The following is a 24,466-nucleotide window of genomic DNA, read 5'->3' as shown; positions in this document are numbered from 1 at the left end:
TGTGGGACTTCAAGACGGGAACAGGTGCAGTGGCACGTGCGCGTAGCCGGATCGCCGGCGTCATCAGTGTCTTCGGCGAACTGCTGATCACCGCGGGCGTGGTGCTGGCGCTCTTCGTCGTCTACTCGCTGTGGTGGACGAACGTTCTCGCCGACCGTGCGGCCTCCAAGCAGGGCGACCAGATGCGCGAAGGCTGGAACGGCGCTCCTGGCGCGCTCGACACCAAGGACGGCATCGGCTTCCTCCACGTACCTGCCATGAGCAACGGCGAGGTGCTGGTGAAGAAGGGCACCGACACCAAGAGCCTCAACGACGGCATCGCGGGCTACTACGCGGACCCGATCAAGTCGGCGCTCCCCTGGGACAGCAAGGGCAACTTCACGCTGGCCGCGCACCGGGACGGGCACGGAGCGAAGTTCCACAACATCCACAAGCTGAAGAACGGCGATCCGATCGTCTTCGAGACCCGGGACACCTGGTACGTCTACAAGGTCTACAACGAGCTCAAAGAGACCTCGAAGTACAACGTGGACGTGCTGCAGCCGGTCCCGAAGGAGTCGGGGAAGTCGAAGCCGGGCCGCTACATCACACTGACGACGTGCACGCCCGTCTACACCTCGGACTACCGCTACGTCGTGTGGGGCGAGCTGGAGCGTACGGAGAAGGTCGACAAGGACCGTACGCCGCCGGCGGAGCTGCGCTGACGGACCTCCTTGAAGGAGGCCAGTCGGTCTAGGATGACTGGGGCCCGAAGTCGCAACTTACCTTTGCGACTTCGGGCCCTTCCATGCTTCTGTGCCGCGTCGGCTACCTGAGTACGTTCAGCGGCGTGCCCGCGCTCCAGGTCTCCAGCAGCCCTCGGTGTACGGCGGTGATACCGCCCTCGGCTGAGATGTTGAGGGCGTCCCTGGTGAACGGGCACGTCGCTACGTAGAGCGCGACGTCGGCCTTGTGCAGCACCTTGGCGGCCCCGAGGAACTTCTGGATGTCGGGGCTGGTCACGGAGCTGTGGGGCGCGAACCTCTTGCACTGGACGACGAGTGGGCGTCCGTCAGGGGTACGCCCTGTGATATCCACGCCTCGGTCACCATGGCCGCCGCGTACGACGACGTCGGTGCAGCCGTCGCGGCGCAGGAGGTCGGCGACGTGATCTTCGAACTCGTAACCGTTCATGGCGTCGATGGCGCCCATGACTCCGGCGAGTACCCGGTCTTTCCGTGGGCCTTCGAGCCGCCGTAGCTGAGAGTGGTGGTGGCAGAGCCTGCGCTCGACGCGCTGGATGTCCTGGCGTAGGTCGATCAGTTCCCTTCGGTGCTCGCTCGAGGTCTCGATGAGGGCGTTGAACATGGGGACGACGGCTGTGCCGAGGATGTGGGTGATGCGCCGGTCGATGCAGTCGTCGAGGGAGCTGGCGGGGGAGTCGGCGGGGTTGTGGACGGAGTTGTCCACAGGGGCGGTGCGTGCCATGTACTCCATGTCGAGGAGGTATGTACGCACCTGACGTGCGACTTCGCTGTCGCGGAGCAGCATCGCGACGTTGAGGACGGCTCGACGTGGCCAGACGGCCATGCCTGAACGGGGCTGTGGATAACTCTCAGGATAGGAACTCAGTGTGAGTTCCTTAAATTCCTGCAGCTCAGCGCCCCGCAGGACCCGTAGACCATTTACCTCGAGCTCTTCGCGGTGTCGGCTGAGAAGGTTGTTGATCACGGTCTCGGCGACCTCGAAGTAAGCGGCGACCATTGCCGTCGTCACATGCATGCCGTCCGGCAGCAGCGACAGCGTCTTGACTCTGTCAAGCACCTCTGTTCGCGCGACAACACCCTTGCGCAGCGACCTCGACTCCAGCAGTACGGCTTCGTTGATCACGTGCCCGTCCCTGTCTACTCGTGTAATTGGCGGTGCGGCCAGGGCGGAGCCTGAGTCCCCGCCCCATCCGGCCCAACGAGTCGGGACATATGAAGACACGACCGACGGTCGAGAACGTGCGCGAGGTGGTTGACGGCAAAAGCAGAGCCCCGGCACCTTTGGTTGGGTGCCGGGGCTTCTGCCTTACGGAGTGCGGGTGCGGAGGGCTGCTAGCCGCCGCCGAAGATTCCGCCGTTGCCGCCGCCGCCGTTGTTTCCGTTGCCCCCGCCGTCACCGGCGATGGTCTTCACATTGACCGGCTGATTCGGCGTCGCCGGCTGACCGGCCTGCGGGTCCTGGGCGACGACCCGGGCGTTGTCGTCGTTCGGACCGTCGACGGTGCCGAGCTGCAGTCCCGCCTGGGCGAGGAGCTGCTTGGCCTGGCCGAGTGTCTGCGTGAACAGCTGGGGCACCTGGGCGGTCTGCTGCGGTGGTCCCTTGGAGACCTTCAGCGTGACCGTGGCTCCCTTGGCGGCCTTCGAGTTGCCCGACGGGTCCTGCTCGATGACCTCGCCCAACGGCTTCTCCGAGTCGACGTCGCTCCGGACAACCACGAACCCGAGGGTTTCGAGCTGGCTCTTCGCGGCGTCGAACTGCTGGCCCACGACAGGAGGTACGTTGATCTTGGTCTGCTTGGCTACGGTGAGCGTGACCGTCGAGTTCTTTTCGGCCTGAGAGCCGCCCTGTGGGTCCTGCTTGAGGACGGTGCCCGGCTCCCGGTCGGACTCGATCTCCTTGGTCTCGACCTTGAAGACCTTGCTCACCAGGATGTCCGTCGCCTTGTCGACCGGCTTGTCGGTGACGTCGGGGACCTCGATCTTGGGGGCGCCCTCGGAGACGACGACCTCGACCGTCTCCCCCTGCTTCATCTTGCCGTCCTTGGGCGTCTGGCTGCAGATGCTGCCCTTCGGCTGGTCGCATCGGTCCTTGCCGGACTGGTGGATCTTGACGCCGGCGTTGATCACCAGCTGCTCGGCTTCCTGGTACGGCTTGCCCACGAGCAGCGGCACCGGCACGGTGCTGTTGTTGCCGTCGCTGCCGCCGAAGACCGACTTGCCGATCAGTACCGCTCCGACCAGCACCAGGATGCCCGCGAGTACCAGCAGGATCGTCGAGGTGTTCGACTTCTTCTGGCGGCGGCGGTCCGGGCGGTCGTCGAAACCGCCGAAGCCGCCGTCGTCCGGGTTCACCGGCGGGAGCATCGAGGTCTGGCCGGCCGGGTCGGCCTGGCGCAGTGCCGTGGTCGGCTGGTCGTCCGGGGCGTAGCCGCCGTAGCCGACCGCGCCCATCGCCGCCGTTGCCGCGACCGGCTGGCCGTCGAGGCAGGCCTCGATGTCGGCGCGCATCTCGTCGGCCGACTGGTAGCGGTAGTCGGGGTCCTTGACCAGCGCCTTCAGCACGATCGCGTCCATCTCGGGCGTGATCTCGGGGTCGAAGTTGCTGGGCGGCTGCGGCTCTTCCCGTACGTGCTGATAGGCGACCGCGACCGGGGAGTCCCCGACGAACGGCGGCCGGACCGTCAGCAGCTCGTAGAGCAGACAGCCGGTGGAGTAGAGGTCGGAGCGGGCGTCGACCTGCTCGCCCTTGGCCTGTTCCGGGGAGAGGTACTGGGCGGTGCCGATGACTGCCGCGGTCTGCGTCATGGTCATTCCGGAGTCGCCCATCGCGCGGGCGATGCCGAAGTCCATGACCTTGACCTGGCCGGTGCGCGTCAGCATGACGTTCGCCGGCTTGATGTCGCGGTGGACGATTCCGGCGCGGTGCGAGTACTCCAGCGCCTGGAGGATGCCGATGGTCATCTCGAGCGTGCGCTCGGGCAGAAGTCTGCGCCCGGAGTGCAGCAGCTCTCTGAGCGTGGACCCGTCGACGTACTCCATGACGATGTATGGGATCGAGACCCCGTCGACGTAGTCCTCGCCCGTGTCGTAGACCGCGACGATCGCCGGGTGGTTGAGCGAGGCGGCCGACTGGGCCTCACGGCGGAACCGGGCCTGGAAGGACGGGTCGCGGGCAAGATCGGCCCGCAGCGTCTTCACGGCGACGGTGCGGCCGAGCCGGGTGTCGTGGGCGAGGTAGACCTCCGCCATGCCACCACGGCCGAGCACCGAGCCCAGTTCGTACCGGCCGCCGAGGCGACGCGGCTCTTCCATAGCTGTTCCAGCCCTCTCCGTCAGTCCTGACCGCACCCGTGTGTGGTCCGGCGGTGTGCTGTTCGCGCATACGCTACCGGGCACGCCGTGCCTGATCCGCCCGCGACGGTCACCTGATACCCGACCGGTATCGCAATGTGCAGGTATGGACAGTGGACGTGATTCGCGTCACTTCTTGCTCTCCAGTACCGCCTGCATCACATCGCGGGCGATGGGACCGGCGAGACCGCCGCCGGTGATGTCGTCGCGAGAGATGCCGCTGGAGTCCTCGACGACGACCGCTACGGCGACCGGCGATCCGCTGTCGGTCTTCGCGTACGAGATGAACCAGGCGTACGGCCGCTTGCTGTTGTTCTCGCCGTGCTGGGCGGTACCGGTCTTGCCGCCGACCGTGGCCCCGTCGATCTTGGCCTTGCTGCCGGTGCCGTTCTCGACGACGTTCTCCATCATCTGCTGGAGGAGCTGCGCGTTCTTCTGGGAGAGCGGGCGGCTCATCTCCTCCGGCTCGTTCTTCTTGATGATGTCGAGGTTGGGCGTTTCCAGCTGGTCGATCATGTACGGCTTCATCAGCTTGCCGTCGTTGGCGATCGCCGCGGCGACCATGGCCATCTGGAGGGGGGTGGTGGCGGTGTCGAACTGGCCGATGGAGGACAGCGCGTTGCTGGAGCGGTCCATTGTCTTGTTGTAGACGGAGGCGGCCGCACGGACCGGGGTGTCGATCTCCGGGTTGTTGAAGCCGAACTTCTGCGCCGTCTCCAGCATCTTGTCCCGGCCGACCTGGTCACCGAGCTTGGCGAAGACGGAGTTGCAGGAGACCTCGAGCGCCTTCATCAGGCTGGCGTTCTTGCAGCCGTTGGCGTGGTTGACCATCGGCGTGCGGGTGTTGGGCAGGATGTACGGCTCCGGGGTGTCCGTCGCCGCGTTGATGTCGTCGACCTCGCCGTGCTCCAGCGCGGCGGCGGCGGTGACCACCTTGAAGGTGGAGCCGGGCGGGTAGACCTCGCGCAGTGCGCGGTTGAGCTTCGGCTTTTCCTTGTCCTTCTCGAGCGCGACCCATGCCTTCTCGTCCGATGCGCCGTAGCCGGCGAAGGAGGAGGGGTCGTACGACGGGGTGGAGGCCAGCGCCAGGATTTTGCCGGTCTTGGGGTCTATCGCCGCGACGGCGCCCTTCTTGTCACCGAGGCCCTTGTAGGCGGCCTTCTGAGCGGCACCGCTGAGGGTGGTGACGACGTTGCCGCCGCGCTTCTTGTCGCCGGTGAACATCGCCATGGTGCGGTCGAAGAAGAGCTGATCGGAGTTGCCGGTGAGGACGCCGTCCTCGAGCTTCTCGATCTGGTTGGCGTCGAAGGCCTGTGAGGCGTAACCGGTGACGGGGGCCCACATCTCGCCGTTGATGTAGGTGCGCTTGAACTTGTAGAACTTGTCCTTGGTCGCGGTGGAGCCGGTGATGGGCTTGCCGTCGACGATGATGTTGCCGCGCTCGTAGGCGTACCGCTCGATCTGGACGCGTTTGTTGTTCTTGTGGCTGTTGAGCTCCTCGCTCTGCACGTACTGGACCCAGTTGGTACGGATCAGCAGGGCGAGGACGAGCAGGCCGCAGAAGATCGCCACTCGGCGCAGGGGCTTGTTCACGGTCGGACCACCTGGGTCATCTCGGCGTCGGGGGACGGGGCGGGAGCCGGCGCGGGACGGCGCGCGGTGTCGCTGATCCGGATCAGGATGGCGACGAGTGCCCAGTTGGTGATGACGGAGGAACCGCCCTGTGCGAGGAACGGCATGGTCATACCGGTCAGCGGAATCAGGTTGAGGACGCCGCCTGCGACGATGAAGACCTGGAGGGCGAACGCTGAGGACAGGCCGATGGCCAGAAGCTTGCCGAAGGGGTCGCGGGCGGCGAGCGCTGTGCGCACGCCGCGCTGCACGATCAGCGCGTAGATCAGGAAGATCGCCATCATTCCGGCGAGGCCGAGCTCCTCGCCCACGGTGCCGAGGATGAAGTCGCTCTTCGCGGCGAAGTTGATCAGGTCCGAGTTGCCCTGGCCGAGGCCGGTGCCGAGCGTCCCGCCGGAGCCGAAGGCGAACAGCGCTTGCGCCGCCTGGTCGGAGATCAGGCCCTTGGGCCGCTGGTCCGGCGGCAGGAAGATGGCCATCGGGTTGAGCCAGGCCGCCACACGTGCCTTCACATGTGGCTCGAACGTCGCGACGACGACCGCGCCGACCGCTGACATCAGCAGACCGAAGACGATCCAGCTGGTCCGCTCGGTGGCCACGTAGAGCATGACCACGAACATTCCGAAGAAGAGCAGCGAGGTGCCGAGGTCGGTTTCGAAGACGAGGATGAGGATGCTGAGCATCCACACGGCGAGGATGGGGCCGAGGTCACGGCCGCGCGGCAGGTACAGGCCCATAACGCGGCGGCTGGCGAGGGCCAGGGCGTCACGCTTCACCATCAGGTATCCGGAGAAGAAGATCGCGATAATGATCTTCACGAACTCGCCGGGCTGGAGGGAGAGCGGGCCGAGGCGGATCCAGATCTTCGCACCGAAGTTGGCTGAGTCGGCGGGGAAGAACGCCGGGGCAGCGAGCAGGACCAGCGCGACCGCCATCGAGATGTACGTGAATCGCTGAAGGACGCGATGGTCCTTGAGGAACACCAGCACGGCGATGAACATGGCAACGCCCAGCGCCGACCACATCAGCTGGTTCGGTGCCGCAGAGCCCTGGTAGGCCAGTCTCGGTGACTGGTCAAGGCGCCAGATCAGCACCAGGCCGAGGCCGTTGAGCAGCGTCGCCAGCGGCAGCAGCAGCGGATCGGCGTACTTCGCGAACTTGCGGACCACGAGGTGGCCGACACCCGCGAGAAGCCCGAGGCCGAGGCCGTACGACAGCATGCCGGCCGGGAGCTCGCCGCTCAGCGCAAGGCCCACGTTGGCGTACGCGAACACCGGAATGACGACGGCGAACGCGAGCAGCATCAGCTCGGTGTTGCGGCGGCTCGGTGCTTCGATCGCGCCGATCGTGGTGGTGTTGGTGACAACGCTCATGGTGGAGAAGGCCCCCTACGGCCGATTACTGCTTTCCGCAGTTCGAGGCCAGCTTCTGCTCCTCCTCCGAGAGGGTGGGACCCGGAGACGGAGTAGCTGCGGTCGGCTTGGTCTTGGCGTTCTGGGTGGTGGGCTTGCCGGTGGTGCCACCGGCCTCGCCCTCACCGGGCGGTGGAGTGCTCGCGCGGTCGGCGGCGTCGCGGCGCTGCTCGTCCTTCTTGCAGGCAGCGGCCTGGTCGGCGAGCTCCTGGACCTTGGTTCGCGCCTTGTCGAGGCTGTCCTCGGTGATCGTCGCCTCGACCTGCTTGCGCTGGTAGGGCGGGAGGTACTTGAGTTCGATCTCGGGGTGGTCCTTCTGGACCTTCGAGAGCGAGACCCAGGCGAGGTCCTGACTGATGCCCTGGTAGAGGGCGACGTGCTCGTCCTTGGAGCCGACGAAGTACTGGGTCTGGGTCCAGCTGTAGCCGCCGTACAGACCGCCGCCGACGACCGCCAGCGCGAGCACGCTGTAGAGAGATCTCTTCAGCCACTTGCGGCCGCCGCGGGGCTTGATGAAGTCCTCGTCGGTGTATGCGCCGAAGCTGCCCTCGGGCGGCATTCCGCCGTACCCCATGCCGTCGCCGCTGCCGGGCGGGCCGAAGCCGCCGGAGGTCTGCGGCGGGACAGGGCGGCCGAGGCCGGCCGCGCGGCCCGCCGGGGTCTGCATGGCGCCGCCGTCGTTCAGCTGGAGCTGGTTCTCGGCGACCGCGCCGACGACGACCGGGGTGTCGCTGAGCTGCCCGGCCAGGGTGTCGTTGGAGTCGGTGTCGAGGACGTCCGCGACGATGCAGGTGATGTTGTCGGGGCCGCCGCCGCGCAGTGCGAGCTGGATCAGCGCCTGCACCGTCTCCTGCGGACCCTGGTAGTCGGCGAGGGTGTCCTCCATCGTCTGGTGGGAGACGACGCCGGACAGTCCGTCGGAGCAGATCAGGTACCGGTCGCCGGCGCGGACCTCGCGGATGGAGAGATCGGGCTCGACATGGTCGCCGCTGCCCAGCGCGCGCATCAGCAGGGAGCGCTGCGGGTGGGTGGTGGCTTCCTCTTCGGTGATCCGGCCCTCGTCGACCAGCCGCTGCACCCAGGTGTGGTCCTGGGTGATCTGGGTCAGTACGCCGTCGCGGAGCAGATAGGCGCGTGAGTCGCCGACGTGCACGAGGCCGAGCCGCTGGCCGGTCCAGAGCAGGGCGGTGAGCGTGGTGCCCATGCCCTCGAGCTGGGGATCCTCCTCGACCATCAGCCGCAGCTGGTCGTTGGCGCCCTGTACGGCCGTACCGAGCGAGGTGAGGATGTCCGAGCCGGGCACGTCGTCGTCGAGCGTGACGAGTGTGGAGATGACCTCCGAGGAGGCGACCTCACCGGCGGCCTGGCCGCCCATGCCGTCGGCGATGGCCAGGAGGCGGGGTCCGGCGTAGCCGGAGTCCTCGTTGCCCTCCCGGATCATGCCCTTGTGTGACCCGGCGGCGAAGCGCAGAGACAGACTCATGCGCACCTCGCCCGTCGGCTCGGGGTACAGCCGGTCTCGAGCCACACTGCCCACCCTCCGGTCGGGAGCCCGTGCCGGTCCGCTGTCGGGACCGCTGCGGCTCGCTCGCTCCGCTCGCTCATTGTCGTACTACTTCCGCAGCTCGATGACGGTCTTGCCGATGCGGATCGGCGCGCCCAGCGGAATCGGTGTCGGGGTGGTGAGTCGGGTCCGGTCGAGATATGTGCCGTTGGTGGACCCGAGATCCTCGACGATCCACTGGCCGTCACGGTCCGGGTAGATCCTGGCATGCCGGCTGGACGCATAGTCGTCGTCCAGCACGATCGTGGAGTCGTGTGCCCGGCCCAGGGTGATGGTCTGGCCCTGCAGCGCCACCGTGGTGCCCGTGAGGGTGCCCTCGGAGACGACGAGTTTGCTGGGCGCACCGCGGCGCTGGCGGCCGCCGGAGGCCTGCTGGCGCTGCTGTGGTGGCGCAGCGGCCTGGCGCGTCTGCTGCGGACGCGCGTCGGCATTGCGGCGTGAGCCGCGCTGCGTGACGCGCGTACCGAACAGGTCGCTTCGGATGACCTGAACGGCCACGATCACGAACAGCCACAGAACGGCCAGGAAACCTAGCCGCATGACCGTCAGGGTCAGCTCTGACATTGCCCCCGCTTCACCCTTCGGCTTGCCGGTAAACGATGGTGGTGCTGCCCACGACGATCCGCGAGCCGTCGCGGAGCGTAGCGCGGGTGGTGTGCTGCCCGTCTACCACGATGCCGTTGGTAGACCCGAGATCCTGGATCGTCGAGGGCGTTCCGGTCCGGATCTCACAGTGCCGGCGCGAGACGCCGGGGTCGTCGATCCGCACATCGGCGTCGGTGCTGCGACCCAGCACCAGCGTCGGGCGGGAGATCTGATGGCGGGTGCCGTTGATCTCGATCCAACGTCGTACTTGGGTGCTCGGCATCGGTCCGGGACCGGGTGCCGGGCGTCGGTCCGCGACGGGCGCGGGGCCGGGGCGGCCGGCGCCCGGAGGGGGCGCGGCCGGCATGGGAGGTGCGGCGGTGGGCGGGTAGCCGTAGCCGCCGCGGGCGCCGCCCTGGGGGGCGGCGGGGCCGGGGCCTGCCGGAGCCCGTTCCGGGGACTGTGACGTACTCGACGCGAGAGTGCGGCTGCGCACCCGGTACAGACCGGTGTCGAGGTCGTCCGCCTTCTCCAGGTGGACCTTGATGGGTCCCATGAAGGTGTAGCGCTGCTGCTTGGCGTAGTCGCGGACCAGTCCGGAGAGTTCGTCGCCGAGCTGGCCGGAGTACGGGCTCAGGCGCTCGAAGTCGGGCGCGCTGAGCTCGACGATGAAATCGTTGGGTACGACGGTTCGCTCGCGGTTCCAGATCGTCGCGTTGTTGTCGCACTCGCGCTGGAGGGCGCCGGCGATCTCGACGGGCTGGACCTCGGACTTGAACACCTTGGCGAAGGTGCCGTTGACCAGACCTTCGAGTCGCTGCTCGAACTTCTTCAGGACTCCCATGGGGCACCTCCTCCGTCGTTGCCGTCCTGGTACTGCTTACTGATCGTATCCACGCGTCGGGAAATCGGCTGGTTCCCCTTGTCTGCCCCGTCGATGAGTGTCACCTCTCACACGGATCGTAGAGGCGGCCTTATGACAGTGTCCCGCACCCAGGGTGCACCCAGAAGGAGTGGGGGGCTGCCGCCCTCCGTTCCCTCTGTTCGCCGGCCGTGTGCGCCAAACAATCGGATGTGAATCCACCCTGTGCCGCGTGCTAATCTTCTGGAAGTCGCCAGGCGCTCGCACCGAACAGGTGGGGGACGGGCGGCAACACCCAATGCGCGGGTGGCGGAATAGGCAGACGCGCTGGATTCAGGTTCCAGTGCCCGAAAGGGCGTGGGGGTTCAACTCCCCCCTCGCGCACAAAGAGAAACCGACGAAACGGGTCTCTACCAGTGACGAAAGTCCTGGTGGGGCCCGTTTCTCGTTGTTCGGAGCGCGTAACTGTCCGAGCTCGGAGCGGTTCGGGGCGTTTTTACGTGAAAGAGCCCACATCGTGGCATACCTCACGATGCGGACTCTGATCTTCAGATGATTCTCATCCGGTGCGACTGGAGCTGATCGCTGGCCGGTCGGTGCGAGGTAGCCGGTGGGGGTCAGCTGCCCGGTGGAGAAGGCGCTCGTGCCGATCGCTGCGCTGCCCCGTGGGGGTGGCGGCGCCCATCAGTTCCCTCGCAGGAAGGCGGCGGCCTCGTCGGCAGGGATGCCGCATCGGGAAGGCGTCTCAGGCTGAGGCTGCGTCGCAGCCGAAGAGGCTGCTCAACTCTCTGTCCCCGCGTTCCGCGTAACGCGTTCGGCCAAGGACTCGGCTGCCGCGGCGAGGTATGCCCAGGGCCGTTGCCGTCCGCCGCTCACGGCGGCGATCCCGGCCACGTCGTAGCGGGACGTCGCGAGCGACCAGGCGAGGTTGCCCGCCATCAGGTGACCCATGCCCTCCACATAGTGGTCGATGTGCCCGCGCACCTCCGCAGGCACACTCCGTTCGCTCAGCGTCCTGGGAAGGGTGGCGGCGAGCTGGGCGAATCGGGCTGTCCGCGCATTGGCGAGGGCGGCGATGTGCTCGACGGACCGCTCCAGGGAGCAGCCCTCCTGTTCGCGGAGGACGATGACGCTGTTGTTCACATCCCCGGCGGCCAGTTCCTTGGCGAGCGAGACGATGTCGTTGACGAAGATCACCACATCGCCGGTGATCTCACGCATCTCCCGGAGTGGGGAAGAGTCGTGCAGCTCGTCCGGCAGGGTGTATCCGCCGCACCTCTCGGTGAAGTCGAGGCAGGGCTGTACGCCTATGGAGTCCCGCCGGACCTTGAGGAGCTGCTCAACAGAAGGCAGGCGGTCGGCGTTCCGGTGGTGTGCTTCCCCTTGATAGGCGGCCATGTAGGCCTGCCAATGTGTACGGAACCGACGCTGCCAGCCGTACGGAGTCCCGCCGGTGGCCCGGCGCCAGATGTCTCGGAACCCCTGGACGAGCGGTGGGCCCGCCCTGCCGGGCACCATGGGCGTGCCATCCGCCGTCATGGTCCGTACGAGGGTGGTCACCAAATGCTCGATCGCCGCGGGCCGCATCCCCAGCCGACCGTCGAACTGATCATCGAAGATGAAGAACCATGCGTTGAAGTCGGCCGCGAGCTCAAGGTCGTTGCCTGTGGCGTCGGGATAGAAGTACGCCATCAGCCGCTCGAGCCGCAGCGCGTCGTACTCTGCCGTCTCGGCTTCCCCCGTCAGCAAGGCCGTCTCCTGCAGCCACTGCAGTGTGTGTCGTCGTGCGCGCTCCGCGTGCGGGCTGAAGCGGGCAGGGAACGGAATCCTGATGGCCGCGGTGCGCCGGGTCGGGTCCGAGGGGACCGGGTGAAGGCCGGAAGTCATCGTGTTCGCCATACGCACCCCCTGGGTGTCGCGGCGCATCCCACCGGCTCGGCGGTGCAGGTCTGACGCGTTCTCGCCGCCCTACGAGGCTAGGCGCCGCATTACCCGAGCGACCGTGAGCGACGGGTGTCATGTGGCGTGATACCGGCGTACGCGACCGCGTATGCGCCCCCTGGGGAGGCGCATACGGGAGGTTGGGGACAGAGGAACCGCCGTGCGGTTGCCGGTATTACCAGAATCCATTCGTCTCCGCGGGCAAGACCTCCGCTGAGGACTACGGAACGTCTCGGCGGGCGTACGCTTCGCATACTCGGGGACCGACACGCGGCCGAAGGAACGGATGTGGCCTACACGGGAGACCGGCCGGGGCGACCGCGCCGACTGCTACTGGAACGTGACGCGGAACTCGCGGCACTGGATGCCCTGTTGACCGACCTGGGCGCGTCGTTCACCGGGCCGGTCGCACCCTGCACGGGTGGCTTAGTGGCCTTCGCCGGGCCGGCCGGACTCGGCAAGACCACACTCCTCACCGAGGTGCGCAGGAGGGCCGTGGCCCGCGGCTGCACGGTGCTCTTCGCCTGTGGAGGAGAGCAGGAGCAGGGCGTGGCATTCCATGTCGTACGCCAGCTCGTCCAGCCCGTACTTGCGGCAGGTTCCGAGAAGGAACACCGCAAGATGCTGGGCAGTTGGTACGACATCGTCGCCCCTGCTGTGGGTTTGGTGGCGGGGAACGGCAACGTCTCCCCCGATCCGCAGGGGGTGCGGGACGGCCTGGACTGGATCGCCACCCGCTTCGCCGTGCAGCACGCGCCGCTGGTGGTCATGCTGGACGACGCCCACTGGGCCGACGCCGAGTCGCTGGCCTGGCTCACCGGCTTCGCGCCGCGGGTCACCGAACTCCCGATGCTACTCGTCGTGGCCTACCGCTCCGATGAACTCCCCGTCGATGCGGTGGCGTTCGGCAGGCTGGCCGAACGCCTTGGATCGCGCCCCTTCGACCTCATTCCGCTCACCCCCGGCGGGGTCAGCCGCATCGTCCGGGAAACTCTGGGTGAGGAAGCCGATGAGGCGTTCTGCCGTGAGACCTGGGCGGTCACCGGAGGGAACCCTTTCGAGACCGTCGAACTGGTCGCCAAGGTCGCCGATCGCGGGCTGAAGCCGCAGCTCGTACACGTTCCCGAATTGCGGGAGCTCGCCTCCGCGGTGAAGGGCGGCGGACTCGTCGAGCGGCTGGAGCGCCTCGGCACCTCCGCCGTCCGGTTCGCCTGGAGTGCCGCCGTGCTGGGCTCCGAGGCATCCCGGAGCCTGGCCGCGAGCGTCGGGGGACTGGGCGAGGCCGAGTCCGCCGACGCCGTCGCCCGGCTGCGCGAGGCCCGCATCCTCGCCGACGCGGCTCCGGACGCCGCCGAAGACGACCGTCTGGAGTTCTTCCACCCGCTGGTCGCCACCGCCGTCTACCGGGCGATTCCCGCGGCGTTCCGTGTCGCCATGCACGGCCAGGCCGCCGCGATCGTGTCGAGTGCGGGCCTCGGCGCCAGCACAGCTGCCCGGCACCTGCTGGAGATGCACCCCGAGAGCGACCCTTGGGCCGTGCGACAGCTCCGCGAAGCCGCCCGCGAGTACCTCAGGGCAGGTGCTCCCGAGGCCGCCCGGCGCTGCCTCGCCCGGGCGCTCCGCGAGCCACCCGCCCTGGAGGAGCGGGCCGACCTCCTGTTCGAACTCGGCTGCTCCGCCCTGCTGACCGAACCCGCGACCACGGTCAACCATCTGCGGGCCGCACTGGACGAGCCCGTCCTGGACCCGGCACTGCGCGAGGCAATCGTCTACCGGCTGGCACAGGCCCTCGGCCACTCGGACCGGATGGCCGAGGCCGCCGTGACGGTTGCCGAAGCTGCCCGGGGGGCCACCGACACAAGAACGCGGCTGCGCATGCAGGCGGAGCAGTTCATGTGGAACGCCTTCCGGGCCGACGAACAGGACTCGCCCGCCCGCTCGCGCAGGCTGGCCCGGCTCGCCGAGCACCTCACCGGCCGGGGCACAGCCGAGCGGTACATCCTGGGGCTGCGCGCCTGGGACGCCATGGTGCGCGGCGAGCCTGCGGCCACCGCGCTCCACTACGCGGAAGAAGCCCTCGGCGAGGGCCTCAAGTGGACCGACGAGCAGTGGGGTTTCGAGGTCCCGGTCCTGGTCGCTCTCACCTTCATGTACTGCGACCAGCCCGGACGAGCGGAGGAACTCTTCAACAGGGGCATCGCAGAATGCGAGAGCAAGGGCTGGCGCGGCGCCCATCTCTCGTTCGGTTACACGCTTCTGGGCTATATCCGCCATCGTCGCGGACGCCTTGACGAGGCCGAGACCCTGGTCCGCGCCGGACTGCGGATCGCGGACAGGGTCGGGCGCCAGGTGCCCGCACAGTACTTCGCCATCGGCATCCTCATCGAGATCCTGCTCGCCCGCGGCCGCACCCGGGACGCCCAAGAACTCGCCACCACGTACAGCTACGGCGAGGTCGTGCCCAGCGCCGTGGTGTACCCGGACTCCCAGACCGTCTACAGCGAGCTGCTGCTCGCCTTGGGCATGCGGCGGGAAGCTGAGCAGCAGCTCGTCCGGGTCGGCGAGCGGCTCGAACCGCGCGGCATGCGCAACCCCGCCTGGTGCCCCTGGCAGCTCCACCTGGCCCAGGCGCTGGAAGCTTCCGACCCGGAACGGGCTCTCGAGCTCGCCTCCGAAGGTGTTCGCAGGGCTTGCCGATTCGGTACCCAGTCCGCCATCGGGCAGGCGTTGCGTGCCATGGCGTCGGTGACCCACGGTGCGGAGCGGGTCACCCTACTGGCCGAGGCTGTCGTACACCTCGAGCGCTCCCCTTCCGGCTACGAACTGGCGTGTGCGCTGGTGGACCACGGCGTCGCACTGCGCCGTGCCGGGCTGCCGCAGGGCGCCGCCGAGCAACTTCACCGTGGACTGGAAGGCGCCGTGCAGGGCGGGGCCGACGCCCTCGCGGCGCGGGCCCGCGAGGAGCTGGACGCAGCCGGTCTGTGGCCGCTCCAGCTGCGCACCGCAGCCACGGAGTCGCTCACCGCGCAGGAGCGGACAGTGGCCGAATGGGCCGCTCGCGGGTGGTCGAACGCCCGCATCGCCGAGGCACTGGGTGCCCAGGACCAGATGGTGACCCGGCTGCTGTCGGACATCTATCGCAAGGTCGGCTCCGATCAGGCGGGACTGCCGAGGCTGATCGGGATGCAGCGGGGTCCGTCGCCGACACCGCATGGCTCGTCGGCCGCCCCAACGTGACGGGCCTGTGGTCACAGGCAGGTGCCATCGCCCGCTTCGAGCCCTCCGGTGTCCGCGAGGCGGATTGCGCACAGGGCCAGGAGCTCGTGTTCATCGGCACCGGGTTGCAGGCAAGTGCCCTGAACGCCGCGCTCACCGCTCGCCTCTGCGGGGATGACGAAGCGATCCCTGCGGAAGACCCGTTCCCCGCCTGGGGCACGTACGGCATCGACAACGCCTGCGAGCATGAGCACCCCGAACTCGAACGGCTGACGTGAAGACTCCGGGTTGGGCAGTGGTCGCAGCCACGGCACTGTCCAACCCGGTAGACGTGCTGGCGCTCAGCGGGCGGGCGCCTCGCTGCACCGACCTGAGAACGTACGGTGAAGATGAAGAGGGACTTCTCGAGTCGGCCAACGCCGGGCACGACCGGGAAACCCTCGGGCGCAGCGCCGAGCACGCCTTCTCACTCCTCACCCGTTCCGCACCGGTGTGAGCCCAGGAGCATCGCGGAAAAGGTTGGTGACGATGACCTCCGACAGCCGAACCCCGCAACGGGCCACGCTCGGCACGTGGCCGACCCCGCTCGAACCCATGCCGCGGCTGGCCGGTGCACTCGGCCTCAACCCGGACGACCTGTCGATCAAACGCGACGACCTCACCGGCCTGGGCGGCGGCGGAAACAAGATCCGCAAACTTGAGTGGCTCTGCGGCGCGGCACTGGCCGACGGCGCGACGACCCTTGTGACCACCGGCGCGCCGCAGAGCAACCACGCGCGGCTGACCGCGGCAGCCGGCGCCCGGCTGGGGCTCGACGTCGTACTCGTGCTCGCAGGCTCACCCGGCTCGTCGGCCTCCGGCAACCTTGCCCTCGACGGGCTCTTCGGCGCCACGGTTGTGTGGGCCGGTGCCGTCGACGCCGCGGCTCTCCGCTCCGCCGCCCAGCAGGTGGCGGAGCAGTTGCGACGGCGCGGCGCTGTCCCCGCGCTCATCCCCTTCGGTGGTTCGAGCGTGCTCGGTGCGCGCGGGTACGTTGAATGCGGACGCGAACTCCTCACCCAAGCTCCCGACTTGGCGACCGTGGTCGTCGCGGTCGGCTCCGGTGGCACCATGGCCGGCCTGGTCGACGTGCTGGGTCCCGCGCGCGTCCTCGGCGTCCACTGCGGTGCCGTAACCGACCCTGCCCGGACCGTGTCCGAACTGGCCTCCGGCCTGTCCGGCATGCACCGCGCGCCGGAGGAACTCAGGCTCCGGCTCGACCAGGTCGGCGACGGTTACGGTGTTTTGACCGAGCGGGTCATGGCCGCGATGACGCTGGCCGCACGCACCGAAGGCATCGTGCTCGATCCGATCTACACCGGACGCGCGATGGCCGGCCTGATCGCAGCGACCGAAGACGGCGACATCGTTCCTGGACAGCGCACGATCCTTCTGCACTCGGGCGGCCTGCCCGGACTCTTCGGCCACCCGGCGACGCTCACGCAGGCGGAAGCCGCACTCACCGTCGGAGGCTAGTTCTCCCGGGCTTCTCGCAAGGCATTGACGGCCGGTCGCCCGCGACTCCCTGCCCCGGGCGGTCGCCGTGGGATCAATTGCGCCATATGTACGCAGTGGTAGGGAATCCTAACGAGTTCTTGATGCCTGTCCCCCTATCGGAGTCGTGCTGTTGAGCAGGTGGCGCGGCTTACGCTCGCGCCGTGTTCAACGTGACAGGGATTCTCAAGCGGCTGGTCATCGGCCGGGCCATGCGCAGTGAGGAGCTGGGCGGGACGCTGCTGCCCAAGCGCCTCGCCCTGCCGATCTTCGCTTCCGACCCGCTGTCCTCGGTGGCTTATGCCACCCAGGAGATCCTGCTGGTGCTCACCCTCGGCGGGCTGGCCTATCTGCATTTCACGCCGTGGATCGCGGCCGCGGTCGTCGCGCTGATGACGGTGGTGGTGCTCTCCTACCGCCAGGTCGTGCACGCCTATCCGAGCGGCGGCGGATCGTACGAAGTCGCCTCGACGAACCTGGGCCCCTCCGCCGGCCTGGTGGTCGCCGCCTCGCTGCTGGTCGACTACGTGATGACCGTGGCCGTCTCGGTCGCCTCCGGGGTCGACAACATCATCTCGGCCGTGCCCGCCCTGGTCGACCATCGGGTACTGATGGCGCTCATCTTCGTCGCCGCCCTGACCGCGATGAACCTGCGCGGGGTGCGCGAATCCGGCCAGGCGTTCGCCGCTCCGACGTATCTGTTCATCGGCGGCGTGCTGATCATGGTCGGCACCGGCCTGCTCCGCTACCTGCTCGGCGACGCACCGGTGGCCGAGAGCGCCGCGTACGGCATCAAGCCGGAGCCCGGGGACGCGAACCTGGCGGGACTGGCCCTGGTGATGCTCGTCCTGCGCGCGTTCTCCAGCGGCTGTACGGCACTGACCGGTGTGGAGGCGATCTCCAACGGTGTGCCGGCGTTCCGCAAGCCCAAGTCACACAACGCGGCGGCCACCCTGGCCGCGATGGGCATCATCGCCATCACCATGTTCGTCGGCGTCACCACCCTCGCCATCGTCGCCAAGGTGCACATCACCGACGATGCCTGCCGGCTCACCGGTCTGACCGGCGACTGCTCCTCGTACACCCAGCGCACCGTCATCGCCCAGCTCGCGGCCTCCGTCTTCGGCGGTGAGAACAGCGTCGGCTTCTACTTCATCCAGGCAGCCACCGCCCTGGTCCTGATCCTCGCCGCGAACACCGCCTTCAACGGCTTCCCGCTGCTCGCCTCGATCCTCGCCCAGCACCGCTATCTGCCGCGCCAGTTGCACAACCGCGGCGACCGGCTCGCCTTCTCCAACGGAATCCTGGCCCTGGCGATTGTGGCCGGTCTGCTGCTGTGGGCGTACAAGGCGAATGTCACCAGCCTCATCCACCTCTACATCCTGGGCGTGTTCACCTCCTTCACGCTCTCCCAGACCGGCATGGTCCGGCACTGGAACCGTGAACTGCGCACCGAGCCCGACCCCGCCACGCGCCGTCGGCACCAGATGGCCAGGATCATCAACGCCACCGGCGCGGTCATCACCTGCCTGGTCCTGGTCATCGTGCTGGCCACCAAGTTCACCCAGGGCGCCTGGCTGGCGGTGCTCGCCGCGATCGTCCTGTTCGTGATGATGCGGGGCATCCGACGTCACTACGACGCCATCGCGGCCGAACTGGCGGTCACCGACCCGCGCAGTGAGATGAAGCCGCCCTCCCGCGTGGTGGCCATCGTGCTGGTCTCCACCATCCACAAGCCCACCCTGCGGGCACTGGCCTACGCCCGCGCCTTCAGGCCGGACCACCTGGAAGCACTCACCGTCGCGGTCGACCGCGAGCAGGCCAACGCGCTCCAACGCCAGTGGGAGGACTACGAAATCCCGGTGCCGCTCAAGGTCCTCGACTCCCCGTACCGAGAGATCACGCGGTCGGTCGTGGAGTACGTCCGTTCCATCCGGCGCGACAGCCCGCGGGACGTCGTCGCGGTCTTCATCCCCGAGTACGTCGTCGGCCGCTGGTGGGAGGCCCTGCTGCACAACCAGTCCGCACTGTGGCTCAAGAGCCGGCTGCTCTTCACCCCCGGAGTCATGGTCACCAGCGTTCCCTGGCAGCTCACCTCCTCCGCGCACGCCGACCACCCGGCCGCCCGTGCTCCTGGCTCGGTCCGCCGCGGAGAACCCACCAAGCCCCCCGAGAGCGAAGACGTCAGCGCACATCAGTAACCGGGCAGGCATCAGTAACCGAGCCGCACCAGCAACCGGGCAGGCATCGGCTGAGCGACGTTCGTCGCTGCCGCGTGCGACGAAAGTAGGCCGTGGACGGCGGGGTTCGCTGCTTAGGGTTCGGGCGTGGACGCGTCATCGAAGTTCCGGGCCGGTTGGCAGTGGCTGGCGGCGCCCGAGTTGTGGTCGCGGCGGCGGACCGCCGGCGAGGCGGTGCTCGCGCTGGTGCTCGGCCTCATGGCGGCAGGGACCGAGGAACTGCTGGGCAGCGAGGGACTGCGGCTGCTCGCCGTGGGAGTGGCGGCCGCGGTGCTGTCGCTGCTGCGGCGGCGGATGCCCGCGCCGGTGCTGGTGGTGACGAGTGCGCTGGCGTCGCTGCTGAGCGGCTTCGCCCCCCTGCTGATGGTCGTGGGGTGGTCGGCGGGTCGCAGGATCGTGGGCGCCGGACGGACGCTGGCGGCGTTCACCATCGCGTACGTCCTCTTTGACGCCATCGTCCTCCTGGACTCCTGGTCGCAGCAGCCACCGATGAGCCTCGTGCTGTTCACCACCCTGTACTTCCTGGCGACGACGGTCGTACCGGGTCTGGCCAGCCGGTACTGGACGCAGCGCAGGACCCTGCTGCATGCGCTGCAGGAGCGCAATGCCCAGCTGCTGCGTGAGCACGCGATGGTGGCGGGGCAGGCGCGGCTGCGTGAGCGGCAGCGGATCGCGCAGGACATGCACGACAGCCTCGGGCACCAGCTGGCGCTGATATCCGTGCACACCGGGGCGCTGGAGGTGGACCCCGAGCTGACGCTGCGGCAGCGGGAGGCGGTCGGGGTGCTGCGGGGCGCCTCGGTGACCGCGATGCACGAGCTGCGTGAGGTCGTCGGAATTCTGCGGGACGGGGTCGAAGGGCCCCCGCCGGTGGACGAGTCGGGGCGGTCCGCGCGCGGGACGGCCGGGATCGATGGGCTCGTCGAGGCGGCGCGGGTGGCGGGGAACACGGTGGAGCTGCGGCGTACGGGCGAGGTGCGGCCGCTCGCCGCGGCGGCCGACCACGCGGCGTACCGCATTGCGCAGGAGGCGCTGACCAATGCGTACAAGCACTCTCCCGGCGCGCCGATCGGTGTCGAGCTGCGGTATGAGCCGGACTCGTTCGTCGTCGAGATCATCAATGGGGCGGCTGGGGGCGTGGCGCCGGGCGAGGTGGTCAGCGGCGGGCAGGGGCTGACCGGGCTGCGTGAGCGGGCGCGGCTGGTCGGCGGCATGGTGCATGCGGGGCCGGCTCACGGCGGGGGTTTCCGGGTGGCGGGGGTGCTGCCGTACGGGGTGGTGGAGGCGGCGCCGTTCGTTGCCGCGGAGGACGACTTCCGCCAGCAGTCGCCGAAGGCCGCTCTCGGGAACGGTGCTCCGGTCATGGACTGGAGTGTCTCCGAGCGGGAGCTGGCGATGGCCGGCCGCGACCGGAGCAGGGGCGGCGGAATCGCGCTGGGGTGCGGAATCGCGCTGGCGGCCCTGCTGGTGCTGGTGGTTGCCGGTATCTTCGGGCTGTTCTTCCTGGTGGGGGCGGCAAACAACGGGATGATCGACCCGGAAGAGTACGAGCGAGTGCAGATCGGGGCGGACGAGGACGAGGTCCGCGACCAGCTGCCGAGCGGGGACACGATCGCGACGACCGGGCTGGCCGGGTCGGGTCCGAAGGAGCCGGCGGGCTCTGAGTGCCTGGTGCTGATGTCCTCGGAGGTGGGGGACAACTTCGACACCGAGCCGGTGTTCCGGTTCTGCTTCAAGGGCGGCAAGCTGATCGAGAAGAAGACCTACGAGGTCAGCCGGTAGGCGGGGCGAGGCGCAGGGGTGGAAGTGGGGGTGGATGTGACGGGGTCGCCGATACGGGTCGTCGTCGCTGATGACGAGCCGCTGATCAGGGCCGGGATCCGGATGATCCTCACCTCGGACCGCGGGATCGAGGTCGTGGCGGAGGCGGCGAACGGCCGTGAGGCGATCGATCTGGCCCGTTCGCACAGCGCCGATGTGGTGCTGCTCGACATTCAGATGCCGGTGATGGACGGGCTCACCGCGCTGGGGGAGCTGCGCAGGGCTCTCCCCGCGGCACGGGTGATCGTACTGACGACCTTCGGTGAGCGGGAGAACGTACTGCGGGCGCTGGAGTGCGGGGGCGCGGGTTTTCTGCTGAAGGACACGGCGCCCGCGGAACTGATCCGAGCGGTACGGGCGGCGGCTGCGGGCGATGCCTATCTCTCCCCCGGCGCGACCCGGCATGTGGTGGACCAGCTGGCCTCGGGGCGGGCGGCGGCGCGCGGTGAGGAGGCACGGGCGCGGGTGGCAGGGCTGAGCGGGCGTGAGCGGGAGGTGCTGGCGCTGCTCGGGGAGGGACTGTCCAACGCGGACGCCGGTCGGCGGCTGCATATGAGCGAGGCCACGGTGAAGACGTACGTGAGCCGGATCCTGGCGAAGCTGGAGTGCGAGAACCGGGTGCAGGCGGCGCTGCTGGCGCGCGACGCGGGGCTATGAGTACTGGTTCGCGACGCGGTACGGGGCGGTGAGCCGGGGAGGCTGATCAGGGGACGCTGATTGCCGGATGCTCATCGCCGGATGCCGATCGGGCGATCGTGAACGACGTTTCACGTGGAACATGCGTGTTCGCTGCTTCACGCGAAACGCCCGCGGAGGTGTATCCGTCCATCCCCCGCGGGCGCGCGTGCTCGGTCTGCGCGATCAGGCGGCGAGGCGCGCGGCCAGTTCCTTGCCCTTCTGGGCGGCCTCGTCCAGTGCCTTGGTGCGGGAGGCGTCGGCGAGCGGGATGAGCTCGGCCATCTCCGGCCTGGAGCGAGCCATCGTCAGTTCGGGGACGATGAAGTCGACCTCGGCACCGAGCATGCCGGTGAACACCTTCTCCAGGTAGTTCTGGACGAACTCGAAGTCCTCGCGCGGGGTACCGGGGGCGTATGAGCCGCCGCGGCTGGCGACGATGGTCACCGGGGTGCCGGCCACCGGGCCGTCGGGGACGCCCGCGTTGTGACCGACGACGATCACCTGGTCCAGCCATGCCTTGAGGGTCGACGGGATCGTGAAGTTGTACATCGGTGCGCCGATCAGAACGGCGTCTGCCGCGTTGAGCTCGGCGGCGAGCTCGGCGCGCAGTGCGTCGTCGACGCCCGCTGAGGCGGCGGCGAAGTCCAGGTGGGGCACGGGGGCGGCGGCGAGGTCGCGGTAGACGACCTTGCCGTCGGGGTGCTGCTCCTGCCAGGCCTGGACGAAGGCTGCGGTGGTGTCGCGGGAGGCCGAGCCCTGAGGGAAGACGGCAGAGTCGAGATGCAGCAGCGTGGCCATGAGGTGCTCCAGGGGGGTGCGTGTCACTGAAATTCCGTATGCACCTATGGATAGCATAGTCACTTATTTTTTGTAAGTCCCTTGTGCTGGCGCAGTACTCTGGGGTTATGGCTGAACGGGGCATGGCTGAACACAGCGAGGAAGCGTGCAAGAAGGTCGACGGGGGCATCACCCGCGTCTTCGAGCTGCTCGGCAAGCGCTGGACCGGGCCGATCGTCTCGGTGCTGATGCAGCACGCGGTGCACTTCGCGGAGCTGAGGCGGGCTATTCCGGGCATCAGCGAGCGCATGCTCTCGGACCGGCTGACCGAGCTGGGGGCGGCGGGGCTGGTTGTGCGGGAGGTCGACGAAGGGCCACCGCTGAGGGTCGCGTACCGGCTGACCGAGGCCGGGGCTGCGATGGAGCCCGCGCTCAAGGAGCTGGCGCTGTGGGCGGAGACGCATCTGGGGCACCCCGGCGAGAACGGCTGCTGAGCGCGATCGGAGCTGCTCCCCACGTTGTCCACAGGGGGAGACGGTTGTCGGCCGGCAGCGGTACGGTCTTTGGCAGTTGATGTTGATGTCGTACGACTACGGGGGAGGCAGCGCTTCATGAGCGAGGCTGAGGCGGTGACGCCGGTGCAGCAACCGGAGTCGGGCGGTGTTGGGGCCGATGGCGGGCGCATTCCGACGGTGGCCGGCTTTGCGCGGCGTACGGCGGCGGGGACGGCCGGCGCTCCAGGTGCTGTGCAGTCGCCGAAGGAGAAGGGCAAGGTGCTGCGGGACCGGATCCCGCGGTCCTCGCACGACTCGCTGGTGCTGGCCGTGGAGCGGCCCGGCGCGATCCAGGCCGTCGAGGAGTCCAGCCGGGGCCGGGTGCCGGAGCTCACACCGATACGGGTGGGCCGGATGGCCGCCACGCCCTTCGCCTTTCTGCGCGGCTCGGCCGGGCTGATGGCCCATGACCTGGTGGGCACGCCGGTCACCGGGGTGAGCGCGCAGATCTGCGGTGATGCGCACGCGGCGAACTTCGGGCTGTACGGCGACGCGCGCGGCCGCCTCGTCATGGACCTGAACGACTTCGACGAGACCGTCGTCGGCCCGTGGGAGTGGGACCTCAAGCGGCTCGCGGTCTCACTGGTGCTGGCAGGGCGTGTGGCGGGTGCGGACGAAACCGTCTGCCGGGCGGCCGCGTTCGACGCTGTGGGCGCGTACCGGCGCACCATGCGGCTGCTGGCAAAGCTGCCGGCGCTCGACGCATGGAACGCCATCGCCGACGAGGAGCTCGTTTCCCACACGGACGCGCGGGATCTGCTCGGCACCCTGGAGCGGGTCTCGGCGAAGGCCCGTAACAACACGAGTGCGCGCTTCGCCGCCAAAGCGACGGAGGAGTGCGGCGACGGCGGACGGCGCTTCGTGGACGCGCCACCGGTGCTGAGGCGGGTGCCGGACGCGGAGGCGGCGGCTGTTGCCTCCGCACTCGAGGAGTACCTGGCCACCGTGTCGGAGGACCGGCAGCCGCTGCTCGCGCGCTACACGGTTCATGACGTGGCCTTCCGGGTGGTGGGGACCGGGAGCGTCGGCACCAGGTCGTATGTGGTGCTGCTGCTCGACCACCGGGGAGAGGCGCTGGTGCTCCAGGTGAAGGAGGCGCGGGCCTCGGCACTGCTGCCCTATCTGCCGGCCGCCGGGTTCGCGGTCGCGGATGTGGAGCACGAGGGGCGCCGGGTGGTGCTCGGCCAGAAGCGGATGCAGGTGGTCAGCGACATCCTGCTGGGCTGGACGACGGTGGACGGACGGCCGTTCCAGGTACGGCAGTTCAGGAACCGCAAGGGCAGTGTGGACCCGGCGGCGATCGCGCCGGACCAGGTCGACGACTACGGGCGGATGACCGGCGCGCTGCTCGCCAGGGCGCATGCGCACAGCGCCGACCCGCGGCTGATCGCCGGGTACTGCGGCAAGAACGAGGAGTTCGACGAGGCGGTGGCCGGCTTCGCCATGACCTACGCGGACCGTACGGAAGCGGACCACGAGGAGCTTCTGGCGGCGGTCAAGAACGGTCGGATAGCCGCTGAGCTGGGGGTGTGACGGGGTGCTCCGCTGCGCCCG

The 24,466-nt window shown here is 68.7% G+C and carries 19 protein-coding genes, 1 tRNA gene and 1 pseudogene; 12 read left to right on the top strand and 9 right to left on the bottom strand.

The window, feature by feature from the left end; genetic code table 11:
- The first annotated feature begins 29 nt into the window (after positions 1-29).
- Positions 30-704, top strand: coding sequence for a class E sortase (locus ACFYXH_RS14700; protein ID WP_389562595.1), 675 nt, complete (start codon positions 30-32; stop codon positions 702-704).
- 103 nt (positions 705-807) lie between these two features.
- On the opposite strand, the gene ACFYXH_RS14695 is transcribed toward ACFYXH_RS14700, so the two are convergent.
- The 7 genes from ACFYXH_RS14695 to ACFYXH_RS14665 all read right to left on the bottom strand — a co-directional run bounded on the left by ACFYXH_RS14695 (position 808) and on the right by ACFYXH_RS14665 (position 10,134).
- On the bottom strand, positions 808-1,869 hold the full coding sequence (locus ACFYXH_RS14695) for a restriction endonuclease (protein ID WP_389562594.1): 1,062 nt from the start codon (positions 1,867-1,869) through the stop codon (positions 808-810).
- A gap of 209 nt (positions 1,870-2,078) precedes the next feature.
- On the bottom strand, positions 2,079-4,058 hold the full coding sequence (pknB, locus tag ACFYXH_RS14690; protein ID WP_389562592.1) for a Stk1 family PASTA domain-containing Ser/Thr kinase: 1,980 nt from the start codon (positions 4,056-4,058) through the stop codon (positions 2,079-2,081).
- A gap of 168 nt (positions 4,059-4,226) precedes the next feature.
- Positions 4,227-5,690, bottom strand: a complete 1,464-nt coding sequence (locus ACFYXH_RS14685; RefSeq protein ID WP_389562590.1) for a peptidoglycan D,D-transpeptidase FtsI family protein — start codon at positions 5,688-5,690, stop codon at positions 4,227-4,229.
- Positions 5,687-7,102: an FtsW/RodA/SpoVE family cell cycle protein gene (locus tag ACFYXH_RS14680; RefSeq protein WP_389562589.1), complete on the bottom strand. Its 1,416-nt coding sequence runs from the start codon at positions 7,100-7,102 to the stop codon at positions 5,687-5,689. The genes ACFYXH_RS14685 and ACFYXH_RS14680 overlap by 4 nt, the downstream gene beginning before the upstream one ends.
- 25 nt (positions 7,103-7,127) lie before the next feature.
- Positions 7,128-8,624 carry a PP2C family serine/threonine-protein phosphatase gene (locus ACFYXH_RS14675; RefSeq protein ID WP_362677438.1) on the bottom strand — a complete coding sequence of 499 codons (1,497 nt, stop codon included), beginning with the start codon at positions 8,622-8,624 and terminating at the stop codon, positions 7,128-7,130.
- Positions 8,625-8,753: 129 nt separating this feature from the next.
- On the bottom strand, positions 8,754-9,269 hold the full coding sequence (locus tag ACFYXH_RS14670; RefSeq protein WP_389562587.1) for an FHA domain-containing protein: 516 nt from the start codon (positions 9,267-9,269) through the stop codon (positions 8,754-8,756).
- A gap of 10 nt (positions 9,270-9,279) precedes the next feature.
- Positions 9,280-10,134, bottom strand: coding sequence for an FhaA domain-containing protein (locus ACFYXH_RS14665; protein WP_389562585.1), 855 nt, complete (start codon positions 10,132-10,134; stop codon positions 9,280-9,282).
- Between the two features lie 318 nt (positions 10,135-10,452).
- Here ACFYXH_RS14665 and ACFYXH_RS14660 point away from each other — a divergent pair.
- Positions 10,453-10,536: transfer RNA gene (locus tag ACFYXH_RS14660), tRNA-Leu, on the top strand.
- Between the two features lie 396 nt (positions 10,537-10,932).
- Here ACFYXH_RS14660 and ACFYXH_RS14655 read toward each other — a convergent pair.
- A complete protein-coding gene (locus tag ACFYXH_RS14655) occupies positions 10,933-12,039 on the bottom strand; it encodes an isoafricanol synthase (RefSeq protein ID WP_389562583.1) in 1,107 nt (368 codons plus the stop codon).
- Positions 12,040-12,381: 342 nt separating this feature from the next.
- On the opposite strand from ACFYXH_RS14655, the gene ACFYXH_RS14650 reads away from it, so the two are divergent.
- From ACFYXH_RS14650 to ACFYXH_RS14615, 8 genes and pseudogenes are all read left to right on the top strand, one after another.
- On the top strand, positions 12,382-15,330 hold the full coding sequence (locus tag ACFYXH_RS14650) for an ATP-binding protein (protein WP_389562581.1): 2,949 nt from the start codon (positions 12,382-12,384) through the stop codon (positions 15,328-15,330).
- Positions 15,327-15,410: pseudogene (locus tag ACFYXH_RS14645) on the top strand (hypothetical protein); the annotation flags it as partial. The gene ACFYXH_RS14650 and the pseudogene ACFYXH_RS14645, both read left to right, overlap by 4 nt.
- 6 nt (positions 15,411-15,416) lie before the next feature.
- Positions 15,417-15,587, top strand: a complete 171-nt coding sequence (locus tag ACFYXH_RS14640; RefSeq protein WP_389563031.1) for a hypothetical protein — start codon at positions 15,417-15,419, stop codon at positions 15,585-15,587.
- Positions 15,584-15,805, top strand: a complete 222-nt coding sequence (locus ACFYXH_RS14635; RefSeq protein ID WP_389562580.1) for a hypothetical protein — start codon at positions 15,584-15,586, stop codon at positions 15,803-15,805. The genes ACFYXH_RS14640 and ACFYXH_RS14635 overlap by 4 nt, the downstream gene beginning before the upstream one ends.
- A 32-nt stretch (positions 15,806-15,837) precedes the next feature.
- Complete coding sequence (locus tag ACFYXH_RS14630; protein WP_389562578.1) at positions 15,838-16,824, top strand: D-cysteine desulfhydrase family protein; 987 nt, start codon at positions 15,838-15,840, stop codon at positions 16,822-16,824.
- Between the two features lie 230 nt (positions 16,825-17,054).
- The gene (locus ACFYXH_RS14625; protein WP_389563007.1) at positions 17,055-19,043 is read left to right on the top strand and encodes an APC family permease; all 1,989 of its coding nucleotides are present in this window, start codon (positions 17,055-17,057) and stop codon (positions 19,041-19,043) included.
- Positions 19,044-19,169: 126 nt separating this feature from the next.
- Positions 19,170-20,864: a sensor histidine kinase gene (locus ACFYXH_RS14620; RefSeq protein ID WP_389562576.1), complete on the top strand. Its 1,695-nt coding sequence runs from the start codon at positions 19,170-19,172 to the stop codon at positions 20,862-20,864.
- A 36-nt stretch (positions 20,865-20,900) separates the two neighbouring features.
- A complete protein-coding gene (locus ACFYXH_RS14615) occupies positions 20,901-21,560 on the top strand; it encodes a response regulator transcription factor (RefSeq protein WP_327328406.1) in 660 nt (219 codons plus the stop codon).
- Between the two features lie 204 nt (positions 21,561-21,764).
- On the opposite strand, the gene ACFYXH_RS14610 is transcribed toward ACFYXH_RS14615, so the two are convergent.
- Entirely contained in the window at positions 21,765-22,379 is a 615-nt protein-coding gene (locus ACFYXH_RS14610) for an FMN-dependent NADH-azoreductase (RefSeq protein ID WP_389563005.1), read from the bottom strand.
- A gap of 122 nt (positions 22,380-22,501) precedes the next feature.
- On the opposite strand from ACFYXH_RS14610, the gene ACFYXH_RS14605 reads away from it, so the two are divergent.
- Entirely contained in the window at positions 22,502-22,852 is a 351-nt protein-coding gene (locus ACFYXH_RS14605) for a winged helix-turn-helix transcriptional regulator (RefSeq protein WP_389563004.1), read from the top strand.
- A 117-nt stretch (positions 22,853-22,969) separates the two neighbouring features.
- On the top strand, positions 22,970-24,445 hold the full coding sequence (locus ACFYXH_RS14600) for a DUF2252 domain-containing protein (RefSeq protein ID WP_389562574.1): 1,476 nt from the start codon (positions 22,970-22,972) through the stop codon (positions 24,443-24,445).
- The last annotated feature ends 21 nt before the right edge of the window (positions 24,446-24,466 follow it).

This window comes from Streptomyces sp. NPDC002730, assembly GCF_042888805.1.
GTDB lineage: Bacteria > Actinomycetota > Actinomycetes > Streptomycetales > Streptomycetaceae > Streptomyces.
The sequence above is the reverse complement of the archived record's forward strand: the minus strand, read 5'-3'. Positions and strand labels throughout refer to the sequence as shown.